Annotated in this window: 11 protein-coding genes; 1 reads left to right on the top strand and 10 read right to left on the bottom strand. The window is 71.7% G+C overall.

Annotated features, from left to right (window positions below):
- The first annotated feature begins 251 nt into the window (after positions 1 to 251).
- Entirely contained in the window at positions 252 to 4067 is a 3816-nt protein-coding gene (locus tag ACFV6I_RS04620; protein WP_380423555.1) for a cytochrome D1 domain-containing protein, read from the top strand.
- Between the two features lie 50 nt (positions 4068 to 4117).
- Here ACFV6I_RS04620 and ACFV6I_RS04615 read toward each other — a convergent pair whose 3' ends face one another.
- From ACFV6I_RS04615 to ACFV6I_RS04570, 10 genes are all read right to left on the bottom strand, one after another.
- Positions 4118 to 5815: an amino acid adenylation domain-containing protein gene (locus tag ACFV6I_RS04615; protein ID WP_380423554.1), complete on the bottom strand. Its 1698-nt coding sequence runs from the start codon at positions 5813 to 5815 to the stop codon at positions 4118 to 4120.
- A 158-nt stretch (positions 5816 to 5973) separates the two neighbouring features.
- Complete coding sequence (locus ACFV6I_RS04610) at positions 5974 to 7827, bottom strand: ABC transporter ATP-binding protein (protein WP_380423553.1); 1854 nt, start codon at positions 7825 to 7827, stop codon at positions 5974 to 5976.
- A complete protein-coding gene (locus ACFV6I_RS04605; RefSeq protein ID WP_380423552.1) occupies positions 7824 to 9497 on the bottom strand; it encodes an ABC transporter ATP-binding protein in 1674 nt (557 codons plus the stop codon). Before ACFV6I_RS04605 ends, ACFV6I_RS04610 begins: the two co-directional genes overlap by 4 nt.
- Positions 9498 to 9675: 178 nt before the next feature.
- The gene (locus ACFV6I_RS04600) at positions 9676 to 10866 is read right to left on the bottom strand and encodes a nucleotidyltransferase family protein (RefSeq protein ID WP_380423551.1); all 1191 of its coding nucleotides are present in this window, start codon (positions 10864 to 10866) and stop codon (positions 9676 to 9678) included.
- Positions 10863 to 11954 (bottom strand): pyruvate kinase, encoded by a 1092-nt coding sequence (gene pyk, locus ACFV6I_RS04595; RefSeq protein ID WP_380423550.1) that lies wholly within the window; start codon positions 11952 to 11954, stop codon positions 10863 to 10865. The genes ACFV6I_RS04600 and pyk overlap by 4 nt, the downstream gene beginning before the upstream one ends.
- Positions 11948 to 12769 carry a hypothetical protein gene (locus tag ACFV6I_RS04590; protein ID WP_380423549.1) on the bottom strand — a complete coding sequence of 274 codons (822 nt, stop codon included), beginning with the start codon at positions 12767 to 12769 and terminating at the stop codon, positions 11948 to 11950. Before ACFV6I_RS04590 ends, pyk begins: the two co-directional genes overlap by 7 nt.
- Positions 12770 to 12772: 3 nt before the next feature.
- Complete coding sequence (locus tag ACFV6I_RS04585; protein WP_380423548.1) at positions 12773 to 13483, bottom strand: adenylate kinase family protein; 711 nt, start codon at positions 13481 to 13483, stop codon at positions 12773 to 12775.
- Position 13484: 1 nt separating this feature from the next.
- On the bottom strand, positions 13485 to 14756 hold the full coding sequence (locus ACFV6I_RS04580) for a hypothetical protein (RefSeq protein WP_380423547.1): 1272 nt from the start codon (positions 14754 to 14756) through the stop codon (positions 13485 to 13487).
- Positions 14757 to 14793: 37 nt separating this feature from the next.
- On the bottom strand, positions 14794 to 15063 hold the full coding sequence (locus ACFV6I_RS04575) for an acyl carrier protein (RefSeq protein ID WP_380368502.1): 270 nt from the start codon (positions 15061 to 15063) through the stop codon (positions 14794 to 14796).
- The gene (locus tag ACFV6I_RS04570; RefSeq protein ID WP_380423557.1) at positions 15060 to 16283 is read right to left on the bottom strand and encodes an acyl-CoA dehydrogenase family protein; all 1224 of its coding nucleotides are present in this window, start codon (positions 16281 to 16283) and stop codon (positions 15060 to 15062) included. Before ACFV6I_RS04570 ends, ACFV6I_RS04575 begins: the two co-directional genes overlap by 4 nt.
- Positions 16284 to 16435 lie beyond the last annotated feature (152 nt).

Here is a 16435-nt window from a genome sequence, read left to right as displayed (position 1 = left end):
GCGGCGGCGCCTCCGCGGGGGCGGCGCGTCGCGCCCCCCCCCCCCCCCCGCGGGGCCCCGGGGGCCGCCGCCCCGGGGTCCACCCGGCGCCCACGGGCCCGTCCCCCGAACGCCACGAGGTGTTCCGGCGAACCCCCCGTTGCCGAGAACTCTGCAGCGGCGGCGCATTGTCCGAAAGAGCCCTCTGGGCAGGACATTCAAGTCGGACAACGATGTGAGGGGGCGGGAGGGGCCTGCCAAGGGTGGTGAACGTGGACACGCGGCCGAACGGGACACGGCGCAAGGCCCGACTGGGCAGACCGGAGGGGTTCGTCGATCCGCAGGCCGGTCCGGTGGAGCGGCTCGCCTGGGAGCTGCGCCAGTTGCGGGACCGGTCGGGCGCACCGAGCTACCGCGCGCTGGCGAAGGAGTCGCACTACTCGGCCAGCACGCTGGCGGAGGCGGCGAAGGGCGAGCGCCTGCCGTCGCTGGCCGTGGTGCTCGCCTACGCGCGGGTGTGCGGCGGGGAGAAGGCGGAGTGGGAGGCCCGCTGGCTGGCGGCTTCCCGTGCCCTCCAAGGGCCGTCCGCCACGGCGCAGGACGGCGATGAGGACCGCACGGACGGGGGCGACCCCGCTCCCTGCCCGTACCTGGGCTTGGCCGCGTTCGGCACGGGGGACGCCGACATCTTCTTCGGCCGCTCGGAACTGGTGAGCCACCTGGTCCGGCACGTGGGTGACCACCGGCTGACGGCGGTCGTCGGCGCCTCCGGCAGCGGCAAGTCCTCGCTGCTGCGGGCCGGGCTGCTCCCCCGGCTCGACGAGTCCTGGCACACCGCGCCGCTGGTCCCCGGCGACCACCCGCTACGGGCGCTGGCCCTGGCGGTCTGCGCCCTGACGGGCGGTGACGCGGAGGCGCTGTCCCGCGCGCTGGCCGACGAGCCCGCGGCCCTGGGGATCGCGCTGGACACCTGGCTGGTCACGCAGCCCGCCGACCGGCGCGTCGTCCTCGTCGTCGACCAGTTCGAGGAGCTCTTCACCACCTGCGCGGACGCCGGGGAGCGGGAGGCGGTCCTGGCCTGCCTGGCCTGGACGGCCGGCGACCGCACGGCCGTCGACGGGACGGCCGGGGCCGGATCAGCCGGAGTAGGCGCGGCCGAGGCCCGGGTACGGGTCGTCATCAGCGTGCGCGCCGACTTCTACGACCGCTGCCTCGCCCACCCCGCCCTGGCCGCCGCCCTCCGCTCCGGCGCCCAACTGCCGGTCGGCGCACCCACCCGGGCCGAGCTGCGGGACATCGTCGTCGAACCCGCGGCCCGAGCGGGCGTCGTGGTGGACCCCGACCTGCTGGAGGCCGTCCTCGCGGAGGCCACCGGCCAGCCCGGCGCCCTGCCGCTGGTGGCCCACGCGATGCGCGAGACCTGGACCAGGCACCGCGGGGCCGTCCTGCGGCTGGCCGACTACCGGGCCACCGGCGGCATGCGGGGAGCCATCACCCAGACCGCCGAGGCCATGTACGCCGCTCTCCCGCCGGGCCACCAGGAGGCCATGCGGCTGCTGTTCCTCCGGCTCACCGCCCCGGGCGAGGGCACCGAGGACACCCGCCGCCGCCTGGCCCGGAAGGAACTCGACGGCCTCGCCGACGCCGCGACCGTCGACGACCTCCTGCACCGGCTCGCCGCCGCCCGCCTGATCGTCCTGGCCGACGGCACCGTCGACGTCGCCCACGAAGCGGTCATCCGCGCCTGGCCGCGGCTGCGCCACTGGCTCGACGTCGACCGCGAGGCCCTGCGGACACACCGCCGGCTCACCCAGGCCGCCCTGACCTGGCACGAACTCCAGCGCGACCCGGGCGCGTTGTACCGGGGAGCGCAGCTCGCCACCGCCTGGGGCTGGTCCCGGACCCGCGGCGCGGCGCTCAACCGGCTGGAGTCCGCCTTCCTGGACGCCAGCACCGCGGCGGACGGCCAGCGTGGCCGCCGCCGGCGCCGGACGGTCGTGGCGCTGGCCGTCCTGACCGTGCTCTCCCTGGTGCTGGCGGTGACCGCGTTCGTCCAGAGGGAGCAGTCCGACGCGCAGCGCCGCGTCGCGGTCTCCCGCGAACGGGCCGCCCAATCCAGGCAACTCCTCGAAACGCAGCCCGAGGCCGCGGCGCTGGTCGCGCTGGAGGGCTACCGGACGGCCCGCACCACCGAGGCCCGCGGCAGCCTGCTGAGCGCCTACGCCGCCTACTCCTCCAACCAGTTCACCGGTCACACCGGCACCGTGACGGCGGTGGCGTACGCGCCCGACGGCCGCACCCTGGCCACCGGCAGCGCCGACCACACCGTGAAGCTGTGGGACACCACCACGCACCGCATGCTCGCCACCCTGACCGGCCACACCGGCATCGTCAACACCGTCGCCTTCAGCCCCGACGGCCGCACCCTGGCCAGCGCCGGCGCCGACCGCACCGTACGGCTGTGGGACGTCGCCTCCGACCGCACGACGGGCATCCTCACCGGCCACACCGGCGCCGTCTCCTCGGCGGCGTTCTCGCCCGACGGCCGCACCCTGGCCACCGCCGGGTACGACCAGACCGCCCGGCTGTGGGACGTGGCGTCCCAGCGCGCCCTCACGACGCTCACCGGTCACACCGGTGCCGTACGGGCGGTGGCGTACGCGCCCGACGGCCGCGCCCTGGCCACCAGCGGCGCCGACCACACCGTGAAGCTGTGGGACACCACCACCCACCGCGAGCTCGCCACCCTGACCGGCCACACCGGCGCCGTCGGCACGGTCGCCTTCAGCCCCGACGGCCGCACCCTGGCCAGCGCCGGCGCCGACCGCGCCGTGCGGCTGTGGGACGTGGCGTCGCACGACACCACGGCCGTCCTCGACGGGCACACGCAGGAGGTGAGCCAGGCCGCGTTCACCGCCGACGGCCGCACCCTGACCACGATCGGCCAGGACAACACGGTCGCCCTGTGGGACGTGGCCGAGCGCCGGCTGACCGCCACCCTCCACGAGACCAACACATCCGCCCCCGCGCTGGCGCTCTCCCCCGACGGCAACGAGCTGGCCACCACCGCCACAGACAACATCGTCCACACGTGGGACCTCAGGAGCCGCCAGATCGCCGCCACCTTCAGCGCGACGAACGACCTGGACACCCTCGCGACCGTCGCCACCTACGCCCCCGACGGCCGGACCCTCGCCATCGGCCACACCGACGGCTCCGTCACCACGTGGACCACCGCTCCGCTGCGCCCCGCCGTGACCTTCGCGGCGCACGGCCAGGGCATCATGCACCTGGCGTTCTCCCCGGACGGCCTCCTGCTGGCCGCCGCGAGCTCCGACCGCACGGCACGCCTGTGGGACGCCGCGTCAGGCCGCCCGGTGGCCACCCTCGAAGGCCACACCGACCAGGTGTCGAGCGTCGCCTTCTCCCCCGACGGCCGCACCCTGGCCACCAGCAGCCTCGACACGACCGTGCGCCTGTGGGACGTGGCGACCCACCAGACGACAGCGGTCCTCCAGGGGCACACCAGCCTGGTCGCCAAGGCCGTCTTCTCCCCCGACGGCCGCACGCTGGCCACCGCCGGGTACGACGGGACGGTGCGCCTGTGGGACCTGGCCACGCACCGCACCCTCGCCGTGCTGTCCGAGAACACCAACGCCATCGCCTCCCTGGCCTTCTCCCCCGACGGCCGCACCCTGGCCACCGGCAGCTCCGACGCCACCGTGCGCCTGTGGGACGTGGCGCAGCGCCGGGCGGTCGCCACCCTCACCGGGCACGTCAACACCGTCTTCTCCGTCGCCTTCAGCGCCGACGGCCGCACGCTGGCCAGCACGGACGCCAGCGGCACGGTGTGCCTGTGGGACGTGGCATCACGGCAGGTCACGGCGCTGCTCGTCGGTCACACCAGAGCCGTGCACACGGCCGCCTTCAGCCCCGACCAGAGCACGCTCCTCACCGCCGCCAGCGACGGGGCACGGCTGTGGCCCACGGACGCGGACCGGACCGCCGACCGCATCTGCGACCTGAGCCGGACCAACCACTGGCCCGAATCCCTCTCCGGCACCACCACGGGCGAGGCCTGCCGGTGAGCGGGCTCACGGTGGTGTCACGACCTGGTGGCCGCACGCTTGCGCCCCCGCTACCCGGACGGCTGGTGGAGCGAGCGGTAGTCGACCTTGCCGTTCCCGTTCCGGGGGAGGCCCGGCAGCCGCACCCAGCGCCGCGGAAGCATCGGATTCGGCAGGCTCGACCGCAGCGATGCGAACAGGTCGTCCTGAAGCGTCCCCGGCTCCGCCGCGTAATAGGCGACGAGCCGTGCCTCGCTTCCGGCGCCCTCCGCGACCACCGCGCACTCCGTCACACCGGGTATTCCGGAGACGGCGGCCTCCACCTCGTCCAGCTCGACGCGGACGCCGGCGAGCTTGACCTGCCGGTCGGCGCGCCCGGTGCAGTGGACCAGCCCATCGGCGAAGTAGGCCGTGTCCCCCGTGCGGTAGAGCCTGCCGGTGGGTGAGCGGGGGTCGAACTCGTCGACGAAGAACGATGCACCGGTGAGCTCCGGGTCGTTGACGTAGCCCGCCCCCACAGCGCACCCGCCCACCCACAGCTCTCCTGCTTCGCCGGGCTTTGCCGCCCTCCATCCGCCGTCTTCCCTGACCAGCAGATAGAGGGCTATGCCGGGTAGGGGGCCACCGGCCGGAAGCTGCGGCAGGGCCAGGTCCGCCGGCCTCACGTGGTGGAGCGCGACGTCGTCGGAGCACTCGCTCGCCCCGTAGGCGTTGAGGAGGTCGGTCCGCGGAAGCGCTCGTAGGAGCGCCGCCGCCAGCCCGGGGTCGAGCCGCTCACCCGTCGAGACGAGGCATCGCAGGTCGGGCAGGGTCGGGCCGGAGCGGCGGGCCGCCTGCGCGTCCCGCACGATCCAGCCGACCACGGTGGGGACCAGCTCCATCACGGTGATCCCCCGGCTCTCGGCGTAGCCCACGAGGCGGCGGGCGAACCGGAGGTCCGCCTCGGGAACCACCACGACGGACCCGCCCACGAGCAGGACGGCGAGCATCTGCCAGACGGAGATGACGTGGACCGGCGGCGCGGTGAAGGCGACCCGGTCCGCTGCTGTCAGCCGCAGCGCGCCGACCATCGACCGGAGGTGGTTCATCATCCCGAGCTGCTCCACCACCGCCCCCTTCGGCCGGCCGGTGGTTCCGGAGGTGTGGATGACATAGCGCGCCTCGTCGTCCGGCGGTTCGGTCGACAGCGCGAACGACGGCGCGAACAACGGCGCCTCGGCTGTGGACCCCGGTGGCGTCAGCACCGCGATGGAGGCCTCGGCCGCCGCCGCGCGGAGCGGACTCCCGGCCGCCCCCGACAGGGCGTCGAGCAGGAACAGGCATCGGGGCCGGGCGTTCTCCAGCACCTCCGCCAGCCGGGCCTCGGGCCACCCGGGATCGATCGGCACGTACGTCGCACCCAGGCTCTCGACGGCCAGGAACACGGCGACGGTGTCCGCGCCCCGGGGGCCGGCGACGGCGATCCGGTCGGCGGAGCCGCACCCTTCGCCGAGGAGGGCTGCACGGATCTGACGGACCCGGACGCACAGGTGGTGGTAGGTGATCTCCTCCGAATCCGCCACCACGGCGACGCGGCCTGCGTCCTCGGCCGCCAGCTCACTGACGCGGGCCCAGACGGTCCTCGTTTCCCCGCCCCGGCCCGCGCGCTCGGTCCCCCTCAGAGCACGGCGGACCGCCGACGGCGCCTCGTCGGCGAGCATCGGCAGCCGGTGCAGTCCGGCGCTTCGAGACCGGCCCGCTGGGACGCCGGTGTCGACGGGGTGCTCCATGGATGTCCTCCTCCGTTCAACGCGGGTGCGGCGCGGGCCGGGAGCGACCGGCGACCGGCTGTCGCGTCATGTCCTTGGTCCAGGGCCAGGGCTCGTCCGGTGGATTCCTGCGGGTCCGGTAGATCTCTGCGGGTCCGCCACGATCCACCGGACCCGCCCTACCGGGGAAGGTCCGCACCCGGCTGGGCGAACTGCGCCCGGTACAGACGGGCGTACGCGCCACCGGCGGCGAGCAGCTCCGGGTGCCGTCCCTGTTCCACGATCGAGCCGTTCTGCAGGACGAGAATGGCGTCCGCGTCGCGCACCGTGGACAGCCGGTGGGCGATCACGAAGCAGGTGCGCCCCTCGCTCAGCCGCGCCATGGCCCGTCGGACCAGCAGCTCGGTCCGCGTGTCCACCGCGCTCGTGGCCTCGTCGAGCACCAGGATCGCCGGGTCGGCCAGGAACGCCCGGGCGATGGTGATCAACTGGCTCTCCCCCGCGCTGATCCCGGCGTTCTCGCCGTCGAGTACGGTGTCGTACCCGTCCGGCAGCGTGCGGATGAAGTGGTCCGCGTGGGCGGACCTGGCAGCCAGCTCTATCTGCTCCCGGGTGGCGCCCTCCCGGCCGTACCCGATGTTGTCCGCGATCGATCCTTCGAAGAGCCAGGTGTCCTGGAGCACCGCGCCGATGTGACGCCGCAGAGTGGCGCGCTGCAGCTCCCTGAGGTCGACTCCGTTGAGCGTGATCCGCCCTCCGGTGACGTCGTAGAAGCGCAGCAGCAGGTTGACCAGGGTCGTCTTGCCGGCGCCCGTGGGCCCGACCACGGCGATCGTCCTCCCGGGCTCGACCGTCAGCGAGAAGTCCTCGATCAGCGGGCTCTTCGGCTCGTACCTGAAGCCGACCGACTCGAAGCGGATCAGCCCCCGACCCACGACTTGCCCTCGTTCGACGGCGTCCGGCGTCTCCTCGACGGCGTCCAGCAGCTCGAAGACCCGGCCGGCCGAGACGACGCCCGACTGCACCACCCCGGCGAGACTGGTCACCTGGGTCAGTGGTCCGCTGAGCTGCCGCGCGTACTGGATGAACGCCTGGACGTCGCCGATCGACATCGTTCCGGAGATCACCCGCAGGCAGCCGACCACGGCGACCACGACATAGCCCAGGTTGTTGACGAAGGTCATCACCGGCTGGCTGCTTCCGCTGAACAGCTGTGCCTGGTAGGCGGATCTGAACACGGCCTCGTTGTGCTCCCGGAAGACTGCCGCCGATCGCTCGCCCTGGTCGAACGCCTTGACCAGGGTGTGGCTGGCGTACATCTCCTCGACGTGGGCGTTCAGCCGGCCCATCGCGTTCCACTGCTCGGTGAGGCGGGGTTGCGCCCGTCGGCCGAGCAGCGCGGTGGCCGTCATCGCCGCCGGCACCACCATGAGGGCGATCACCGCGAGCAGTGGGGACAGCCGGAGCATCACCACCACCAGGCCCAGGATCAGCAGCACCGAATTGGTCAGCTGGCTGAGGGTCTGCTGCAGGGTCTGGACGATGTTGTCGACGTCGTGCGTGATCCGGCTGAGGACCTCGCCGCGCCGGTGCGTGTCGAAGTAGGCGAGCGGAAGCCGGGCCAACTTCGCCTCGGCGTCCGAACGGAGCCGGTAGGCGGAACGCTGGATGGCCTTGGTCGCCTGTCGGCCCTGCAGTACCCAGCAGAGCCCGGAGAGGCCGTACACACCGAGTGCGAGCGAGAGGACCCCGGCCACGGGGGCGAGGCCGCCGCCGCCCTGCCCCGGGCCGGAGCCCGACGGCCGCGGCGCCGTTGCCATCGCCACGATCAGGTCGGTGGCGCGCCCCAACAGCAGGGGTCCGGCCACGTTCAGCGTGATGCTCGCGAGCCCGAGGACGAGCATCAGCACGAACGGCCTTTGCAGGCCCACCAGTTCCAGCAACCGACGCGCGGTGGCCAGGAATTCGCCCCGCGGCGGGCCCGTGGGCGTACCCGACGCGGTCCGGGCCTTCTTCGACCGTCCGGCGCTCACGTCGTCTGCTCCTCGTCCAGCTGGGATGCGACGATCTCGCGGTACACCGGATTCGAGGCCAGCAACGCGTCGTGAGTCCCGGTACCGACCACCGCCCCGGCATCCAGGACGACGATGCGGTCCGCGTGCCGCACCGTTGCCACCCGCTGTGCCACCACGACGACCGCGGCGCCGGCCGCCTCCACGGCCAGGGCCGCGCGCAGCCGCGCCTCGGTGGTGGAGTCGAGCGCCGAGAACGCGTCGTCGAACAGATAGATCTGCGGACGGTGCACCAGCACCCTGGCGATCGCGAGCCGTTGTCGCTGCCCACCGGAGAAGTTGGTGCCGCCCTGCGCGACCGGTGTGTCGAGGCCCTCGTCCAGCGCCTCGACGAACTCCTTCGCCTGCGCGACCGCGAGTGCGTTCCAGAGCTCCTCGTCCGTGGCGTCGGGCCGCCCGAAGCGCAGATTCGAAGCGATCGAACCGGAGACCAGCGAGGCGTTCTGCGGTACGAGACCGACCGAACGACGCAGCACCGACTGGTCCAGGTCCCGTACGTCCTCGCCCCCCACGCGCACCTGACCGGCCGTCGCGTCGGCGAGTCGCGGCACGAGCCCGAGCAGTGTGCTCTTCCCGCTGCCGGTCGATCCCACGACGGCCGTCGTCTCGCCCGGCGCCGCGGTGAGGTCCACGTCGCGCAGAACGGCCTCCTGGGCGCCCGCGTAGCGGAAGGAGACGCCGCGCAGCTCAAGGTGTCCCGGCCGCGGCTGGGCGTGGAGGGGCTGCCCGGCCGGCCGGACACTGGACTCGGTGGTGAGGACCTCGGCAATGCGTGCGGCGCAGATCTCGGCCCGTGGTACCGCCATGAGCGTGAAGGTGGCGGTGATCACGGCGACCAGGATGAGCGTCAAGTACCCGAGGAAGGCGGTGAGTGCGCCGACCTGGAGGCCGCCGTCCCGGATCCGGTACGCCCCCAGCCAGAGCAGCACCACGCCGAACAGGTTCACCAGCGTCGCCGCCAGTGGAAACATCGAGGACGTCAACAGGCCGGCCCGCACCGAGTGGTGGGTGAGCTCCGCGTTGGCCCGGGTGAACCGCTGCCGCTCGAACTCGTCCCGCGCGAACGCGCGGATCACCCGGATTCCGGTGACCTGCTCCCGCAGGACCCGGTTCACCACGTCCATGCCCCGCTGCATGCCGGCGAAGTGCGGCCGCAGTCGGCGCACGACCAGGGCCACGGGCAGACCGAGCAGCGGGACCACGGCGAACAGGGCCAGGGCCATCGGCACGTCCTGTCCGAGAGCGAGGAGGACACCGCCGACGGCCGTGATCGGTGCGGCGACGAGGCCGGTCAGTGCCGCCGACACCAGGTTCTGGACCTGCTGGACGTCGTTGGTGGTACGGGTGATGAGCGACGCCGTACCGAAGTTGCCGACCTCACGGGAGGAGAAGCCCTGCACCCGCTGGAAGACCTCCGCCCTGATGTCGCGGCCGACCGCCATCGCGATCCGCGCGCCCAGCCCGACGGCGCCCAACGCGCAGCCGACCTGGAGGAGGGAGACGACGAGCATGAGGCCTCCCCGCCGCAGGACGAAGGCCGGGTCGGCACCGAGCGCGCCGTCGTCGATGATGTCGGCGCTCAGCCTCGGCAGGTAGAGCAGGGCGACCGTCTGCACGAGCTGCAGGGCCATCAGGGACACGAGTTCGCGTCGGTACGGTCGCAAGCCGTTCCGGACGAGGGCGGCCAACGAGCGGGCTCGGGCCCGTCCGCCGGGCACCGGTGGCGGCGTCTCGGCCGGCGGCGGTGGTGGTCGCCTCGCAGCGCGCGTCGTCATCGGCATCCCCGCACCGTCCCGTCCCCGAGCCGCGTCACACCACGGCCCGTGGGCCCGGCACGGTGCTTCGCGCCTTCGGCGTGCGCGACCTCCTGGGGTTGAACAACCGATCCGCGAAGCCCTGTTCCCAGCGGTCGGGCCGGCCGTCCAGTACGCCGTACGTCTCCAGCAGATCCGGATCGGCCGGCCCGAACTCCGCGGTCAGCGCCGGCGGAACCCCGTCGGGGAACACCTGCCCGGTGTAGTGCAGCGCGTAGCGGACGCTGTCCACACAGCCGTACCGCCGGATCCGCGACACCAGGGTTTCCAGCTGTTCGCCGGACAGCCGGTTCAGCAACTGGACGAGATCGAGGAACTTGAGGATCGTCAGGTCCTTGCCGATCTCGATGTACATCAGCGTCGTCGCCTCGACGTGCAGTTGGACGCAGACGTCGATGAACTGGTCCACGGCATCGAGCTTGCGGCTCGCCTCGCCGAAGAGCACGGCGTCGACCGCGCGGGCCAGGATCTCGGCGGGATCGACCACCGCCCCGGAACCGGGCTGGAACACGTTGAAGCACGGATCCAGCACGAACACCTCGACGTCGTCACGTTGGGCCGGCTTGAGGTAGGGAAGCGTCGAATTGGCCAGGCTGACCTTCCACACCATCTGCGTCCGCCGGTCGAAGGGCACCACCAGCTCGGCGTTGCCCGAGAGATGACCCTGCCGGTAGCCCAGCCCTTCGACGATCGAGGTGAACTCCGGCAGCGAGTCCCTGCTCAGCAGCACGTCGAGATCGCCCATCCGGCGCAGTCCCACATCGCCGTAGACGCCCTCGGTGAGCACCGGTCCCTTGCGGATCGCGTAGTCGAGACCGCCGGCGTTCAGACCCCGGATCACCTTGGCGTACTCGTCGGCGAGCGCGTGGTTGCGTCGCCGGTTCCCCTCGTAGGCGTACGCGTAGATCCAGCGGTAAGGAGCCAGGCTGCGCCCGTCCTCGGAGTGGACCAGGCGGTACGTCAGGAGATTGCGCCCGATGAGCGGCAGGACCCCGTGCCGGCACGCCTGGTCGACCAGCAGCCCCCAGTCGAGGTCCTGGCCGTTGGCCGTCAGGAAGCGGAAGATCCGTTGCTGCTGCGCCGGCTCCAACCGCGGACGGGCGAGCGCCAGCAGCAGCCTCGCCTCCGGGGACAGGTCTTCCAGGCAGCCGTGCGCCAGGGAGTCGTCGATCGGGCTGTCGGTCACTGCTCTCCTCCGTGCGTGTCCGGGTTGGTTCGACCACCCGCGACGGCGCGGTCGGATGCCTCGCTGATCTCGTCCCGGTAGCGCTCGGCTCGAACGATGACCCTGTGCAGGACCTCGACCACGCGTACCGGATGCAGGCCGTAGCCGGTCTCGCCGGTCACCATGAGCGCGTCGGCCCCGTCGATGACCGCATTGGCGATGTCCGACACCTCGGCCCGGGTGGGCAGGGTGCTCCGGCGCATCGAGTGCAGGAGCTGGGTGGCGACCACGGAGAGCCTGCCCCGGCCGGCGCACTCCGCCACGATCCGCTTCTGTGCCATCGGGACGTCCTCGAACGGGATCTCGACGGCCAGATCTCCGCGCGCCACCATCAGACCGTCGAAGGCCGAGGCCAGTGACGGCAGCGAAGCCAGGGCGTCAGGGTGCTCGACCTTGCCGATGACCAGCTGGTCGGGCGCGATCGCGTGGACCGCCGCGTAGTCGTCGGCGGAGGCGGCGAAGGAGAGCGCCACCAGGTCGACGCCAAGTGCTCGGGCGAACTCCAGGTCGTCGGCGTCCCGTTCGCAGAGCCCGGCGGGGACGGTGGTCGCCCCCGGGATCGTGACGCCGCGGCCCGACGTCACCGGACCGCCCTGGACGACCGTACACCGCAGCTCGGACGCGGATGCCGCCGTCACGACCAGGACGATCGCACCGTCGTCGATCAGCACCTCGGCGCCAGGGCGGAGCCGCTCCGGCTGCCACGGATGCGTGGTCCAGGTGCGATGGGACGCCGCCTCGACCGGCTTGGCACACAGCGTGACGACCTCGCCCGGTTGCCACTGCGCCTGGCCGTCCGGGAGCGCCCCGAGCCGGTTCTTCCTCCCCTGGAGGTCGGCGAGCAGAAGGACCCGCCGGCCGATGTCGGCCGACACCTCGCGGATGTCGCGCACGGCGGTCGCATGCTGCTCGCGGGTGCCGTTGCCCATGCTCAGACGGACGACGTCCACACCGGCCCGCAGGACGTTCTCCAGGCAGGGCCGCGTCCCGCTGACCGGGCCGAGTGTCGCGATGATGGCGGTCCGCCGCCCGGGAAAGCTGCTCAGCACAGTCGGAGGTCCTTTACGCTGCATCGGTGGTACTCCCGGTGGAAGCCCTCCGGATCCGTCATCGCCACCGGCGTCACCCCGTGGAGGACTCCGGCGGTCGGCAGGTTGTTCACGAAGACGATCCGATCGGGCCCCAGCGCCCCGACGGTCGTTCCGCACTCGGCCAACGCCGACTCGCAGTGGTCGGCCCGCAGCACGGGCTTGCGGCCGTCGGTGAGTTCGTCGGACCACTCGAAGACGTCGTCGAAGCGCAGCGAACGCTGACGCAGGTACGGCCGCATGTCGATGAGTTGCAGCTCACCACCGGTGAAGCCGGTGACCGGACCGTACAGGTGCGAGAAGAGCAGCGCATCGCAGTCGGTGTGGAAGCGCTTGAAGCTCCAGCTGGTGCCGTAGAGCTCGATCGGGATGGCACCGTCCGAGATGGTACCGACCTTGATCCGGAAGTCGCTCTCCTCGCCTCCGCGGGCTGTTCGGCGCCGGAACACCTCCCACACGGCGCGGAAGAGCGCTTGGTGGTAGGTCCGCGCCTGTTCCAGCGTGAAGTGGCGCGGGACACCGCTCACCAGGGCGGCCCCCGGGCCGGCCGGGTCGCCGCTCCTGGACAGCAGGTCCACGATCGCGGACGCGAGCTCCGCGCCGACCGCCTCCGGATGGACCGGAGCGGGGAGGTCCTCGCCCAGGACGATCTCCCATCCCGCGAACGGCGCCCGGCGCTCCAGCGGCGGCTGGTCGGGCGGCTGGTCGGGCGGTTGGTCCGCCAGCGAACTCAGCGCGGATCTGCGCAGGGCCATCATGTCGGTACCCGAGCCCATCGGTCAGTCCTCCAGATCATCGGTCAGATCATCGGTCGAGTCGGGCACGTCGGCGTCCACGGCGTCCATGGCGTCCAGCGATTCCCACAGCGCGGCACGGACCTCGTCCGACGGGCGCGTTCCATCGACCTCGCGCAGGAGCGATCGCTCGGCGAAATAGGCGCGCAGGTCGCCGATGATGCGGTGGTAGTCGGCCAGACGCCGTTCGAAACTGGCTGCGGCGTCGTCTCGGCGACGCATCACGCCGCCGCCGCAGCCAGGGCAGGCGGGGTCGTCCGTCGTCGCTCCGCACTCCACACAGAGACGGCGGTTCGCCACCCGGGTGCGTGCCGTGCCGTCCGGCACGGTCACGACGGCGAATCCGGTCACCCGCACGTCCCGGTCGGCAGCGGTGCGCAGCAGGTCGTCGCATTGCGGAAGATCGCGGGGGTAGCCCTCCACTGCCACGACCCGCACGGCGGCCGGCAGGTGGTCGAGGAAGTGGGCGAACTCCAACCGCACGAGCTCGTCGGGGAGCAGTTCCTGACGCAGCAGGGTCTCGCGCATCCGCGTGCCGAGCGGGTGGCCGGCCGCCGCGAGCCGGAGCCCGTAGTCACGCACGCCGAAGCGGGCCAGATCGGGGTGCCGGTCGTCGAGTGCCATCAGCGCCGTCGACTTTCCGGCGCCCGGCGGTCCGGTGACCAGGACGGCGTTCGGTGGAGTTCCGTTGCGCATGTCAGTCCCGCCCGGTTCCGGGGGGACGCTGCTCGGAGCGTGCCGAGAACAACGCCCAGGCGCGCTCGACCGTCTCGCGATCGGCCGTGACCCTTCCCTCGGCCAGGTGGATCTCCAGTGCGCGCAGGGTCGCGTAGAGACGCCGGTCGGGTTCGGCCAGAAGGAGCTCGGTCAGGTGGTAGAGCTGGTTGGTGTCGGCGGCCATCCGGAGCGAGTCCGGGAACTCGTCGGCCAGGAGCCTCGCCAGGTCCTGGGGGCCGTTGTCGACCAGGTACACCGTCAGCGGATCGGCGTAGAGGTACTCGATGGCCTGTTCCCAGTCGTCCGTCTGACGGACGTTGGGGCATCGGTGCGGGTCGTTTCCTTCCAGGATGCGAACCCTTCCGTCGTCCTCGATGAGGCACGCCAGCCCCTCCAAGTGGCGGACCTGCGGGCCGTTGTAGGTGCGAGCCGGCACACTCTTGCCCTGCTCGGTCTCGAACCGCCGGCCGAACACCTCGGCCAGGGACTGCTCGGGGAGGCTGACCGGCAACCGGGACAGCTTCCGTTGGTTCATCCGGCCTTCGACGATCAGGTTCTTGAAATAGACGAGGACTGTCCGCCCGTCCGGCAGATGAATCTTCCGCTGGTAGTCGTCCATCTCGGTGAGCTCCCCGCCGAGCGCCGCCGCGAGCTTCTCGGTGGTCGAATCACCGTCGAGGAGAACGGATCTGACGTAGCAGCCGACGTCCCGTAGGCCGTCCTCACCGAGCAGGCGGATGACCCTGGCGGCCGGCTCCACGCCGATCCGCTGGGCGTGGAACCAGTCGAGACTGATGCGGATGGTGAAGTTCGCCCTGGCCAGGTGCGCGGGCCGGGTGCGCCATGCGTCCACCAGGCTGCGCACCCGCCGACCGGTCTCGTCCTCGTCCGCGGCGAAATGCGCGCTGGTGATGAGCTCGATCTCCTCAAGGCCGGGTGAGTCGACCTCATGGACGAACCGCTCGCAGAACTCCGGTTCGACCATGGGCTCGCCGCCACCGGACAGCACGGCCTTCCACAAGCCCATGCCGTTCATCAGCTTCAGGACCGGAGCCGGATCCCGGGCGACGCTGTACCTGCTTAACCGATTTAGGGACATCGGTGCGGCGTAGTTGCAGTGCCCGCAGCCGACCGGACACTCCGATGACGGCCAGACGTAGCAGGTCGTGCCGGTGGTCGGCCCGTGCTCCGTGTATCGGGTCAGCGAGGCGATGACCTGATCACGGCACTCGGTGAGTGCCGAATCATTCACGGCCGGAGCCGAATTCGCTTCCCGCTTGAACAGGGATTCAGGCATGATGGCGCCCTCCGCTCGCATCTGAATTGACCGGCAGGTCGGCGACGGCCGCCCAGACCGCACCTGCCGTTTTGAACGTTTCGGAAACGAGCCGCTCGTCCGGTACGGAGATGCCCATCCCTTCCTCCAGATCCATCACCAGATTCACCATGGCAAGGGAGTCCAGACCCAGGTCCGCCAGCAATTCGTCTGCCGAGACCGGTCCGTCGGCCATCGGCAGGTGCCGACGGAGAATTTCCTCGAATTCCGCCGGCCAAGTCATCGCGGACCGTCCTCGTCGTCAACGGTCGAGTCGATGACGGACATCAGGTCAGCGGGCAGGACGGTGACATCGCGATCGAGTAGCGCGAGCGCCCCGTTCATGGTGAGCAGGCGGTCGTTGTTGAAATTCAGGCGCGCCGACCGAAGATCGCGGAAGTTCCGCTCAAGAGGGATTCCGGCATCCCGGCTGTAGCCCTCGAACAGCCCGGCGATCTGGAGCAGGCGATCCGCGGCCCTGAACGTCAGTTCCGAGGAGACGACTTTGAGATTGTTGAGATGGATCTGGGTCGCCGTCCCGCTCAGTGACGACCCCTCTCGCCGACGTGCCAGGATCTCGTCCCGGACCGTACCGAGATAGGCGGCGACGAGTTCGACATCGATCCTGGCCCGTGCGATCCGCTCGGCCACCAGGTCGGTCAGACGGCCTGCGCCCCGGGCCCGAACCATGCCCAGCACGCCAGAGAGCGCGCTTCGCGCGGTGCCGAGCCACACTGCGGACCACGCCAGGTGTCCGGCCGGGATCATGCTCTCCACGGCGACGGTCCTGAAGTCGCCCGGACTCCCCACGACCTGCCAGGCAGGCACCGTACCCGCCAGCTTCATCCCCCGGCTCTCGGTACCCCGCATCCCCAAGGTGTTCCAGGCGCCCGAGGGGGCCACGGAAAGCTGGTGCCGGTCGGCGTAGCACAGGGTGACCCGGTGGTCGGCGGCGTCGGGCGACTCGCGCATGGTCACCAGGAATCCCTCGGCATGGGCGCCGCCGGTGACGATCGGCGCCTCACGCTCGAATCCCAGCTGCTCCCCCGCCCCGTTCAGGGCGGCTCGCCCGCTGAGCAGGTGTCCGCCCTTGCCCGGCTCGGTGGTCACCGACGCGAGGTACACCTCTCCCGACGCCAGCCGCGGAAGCAGCTCGTCCCGCAGCCGCGCCGAGCCGAAGCGCACGATGCAGTCGACCTGCTGGCAGTGCATCGCCCAGATCATCGCCGTCGAGGAGCAGCCCGACGCCAGCAGGCCCGCCACGGCCACGAGGTCGCCGAGATCTCCTCCCAGTCCGCCGTACTCCTCGGGTACGAGAAGTCCCATCAGGCCGTTCGCCCGCAAGAGCCCGACAGCCTCCTCCGGGAACCGGGCGGAGTCGTCCGTCCCGGCAGCTTGAGCCCGGATATCCGGAAGTGCAGCGCGGGCCTTCCGGCAGGCAGCCGCTGATGTTCTGCTTCCCATCTCATCCACCCCGTTCATTCACATCGCCGGACGCCGGGGGGCGGGGGGCGCCCCCCGGGGCGCCGCCGGGTTTGGCACCGTGCCGGCCCGCAATAGCAACGCCCGCGCGCGCCGTGCCCCCCCCCCCCGCGGAGGCCAGGCAACGCATAGCA

Source organism: Kitasatospora sp. NPDC059803, assembly GCF_042732255.1.
Taxonomy (GTDB): Bacteria; Actinomycetota; Actinomycetes; order Streptomycetales; family Streptomycetaceae; genus Kitasatospora.
The sequence above is the reverse complement of the archived record's forward strand: the minus strand, read 5'-3'. Positions and strand labels throughout refer to the sequence as shown.

Bases quoted from the DNA above. Each gene is read 5' to 3' on its own strand.
- ACFV6I_RS04585 (WP_380423548.1), bottom strand. From the start codon at position 13,483: ATGCGCAACGGAACTCCACCGAACGCCGTCCTGGTCACCGGACCGCCG.
- ACFV6I_RS04570 (WP_380423557.1), bottom strand. From the start codon at position 16,283: ATGGGAAGCAGAACATCAGCGGCTGCCTGCCGGAAGGCCCGCGCTGCA.
- ACFV6I_RS04590 (WP_380423549.1), bottom strand. From the start codon at position 12,769: ATGGGCTCGGGTACCGACATGATGGCCCTGCGCAGATCCGCGCTGAGT.
- ACFV6I_RS04575 (WP_380368502.1), bottom strand. From the start codon at position 15,063: ATGACTTGGCCGGCGGAATTCGAGGAAATTCTCCGTCGGCACCTGCCG.
- ACFV6I_RS04605 (WP_380423552.1), bottom strand. From the start codon at position 9,497: ATGGCCCTGCAGCTCGTGCAGACGGTCGCCCTGCTCTACCTGCCGAGG.
- ACFV6I_RS04615 (WP_380423554.1), bottom strand. From the start codon at position 5,815: ATGGAGCACCCCGTCGACACCGGCGTCCCAGCGGGCCGGTCTCGAAGC.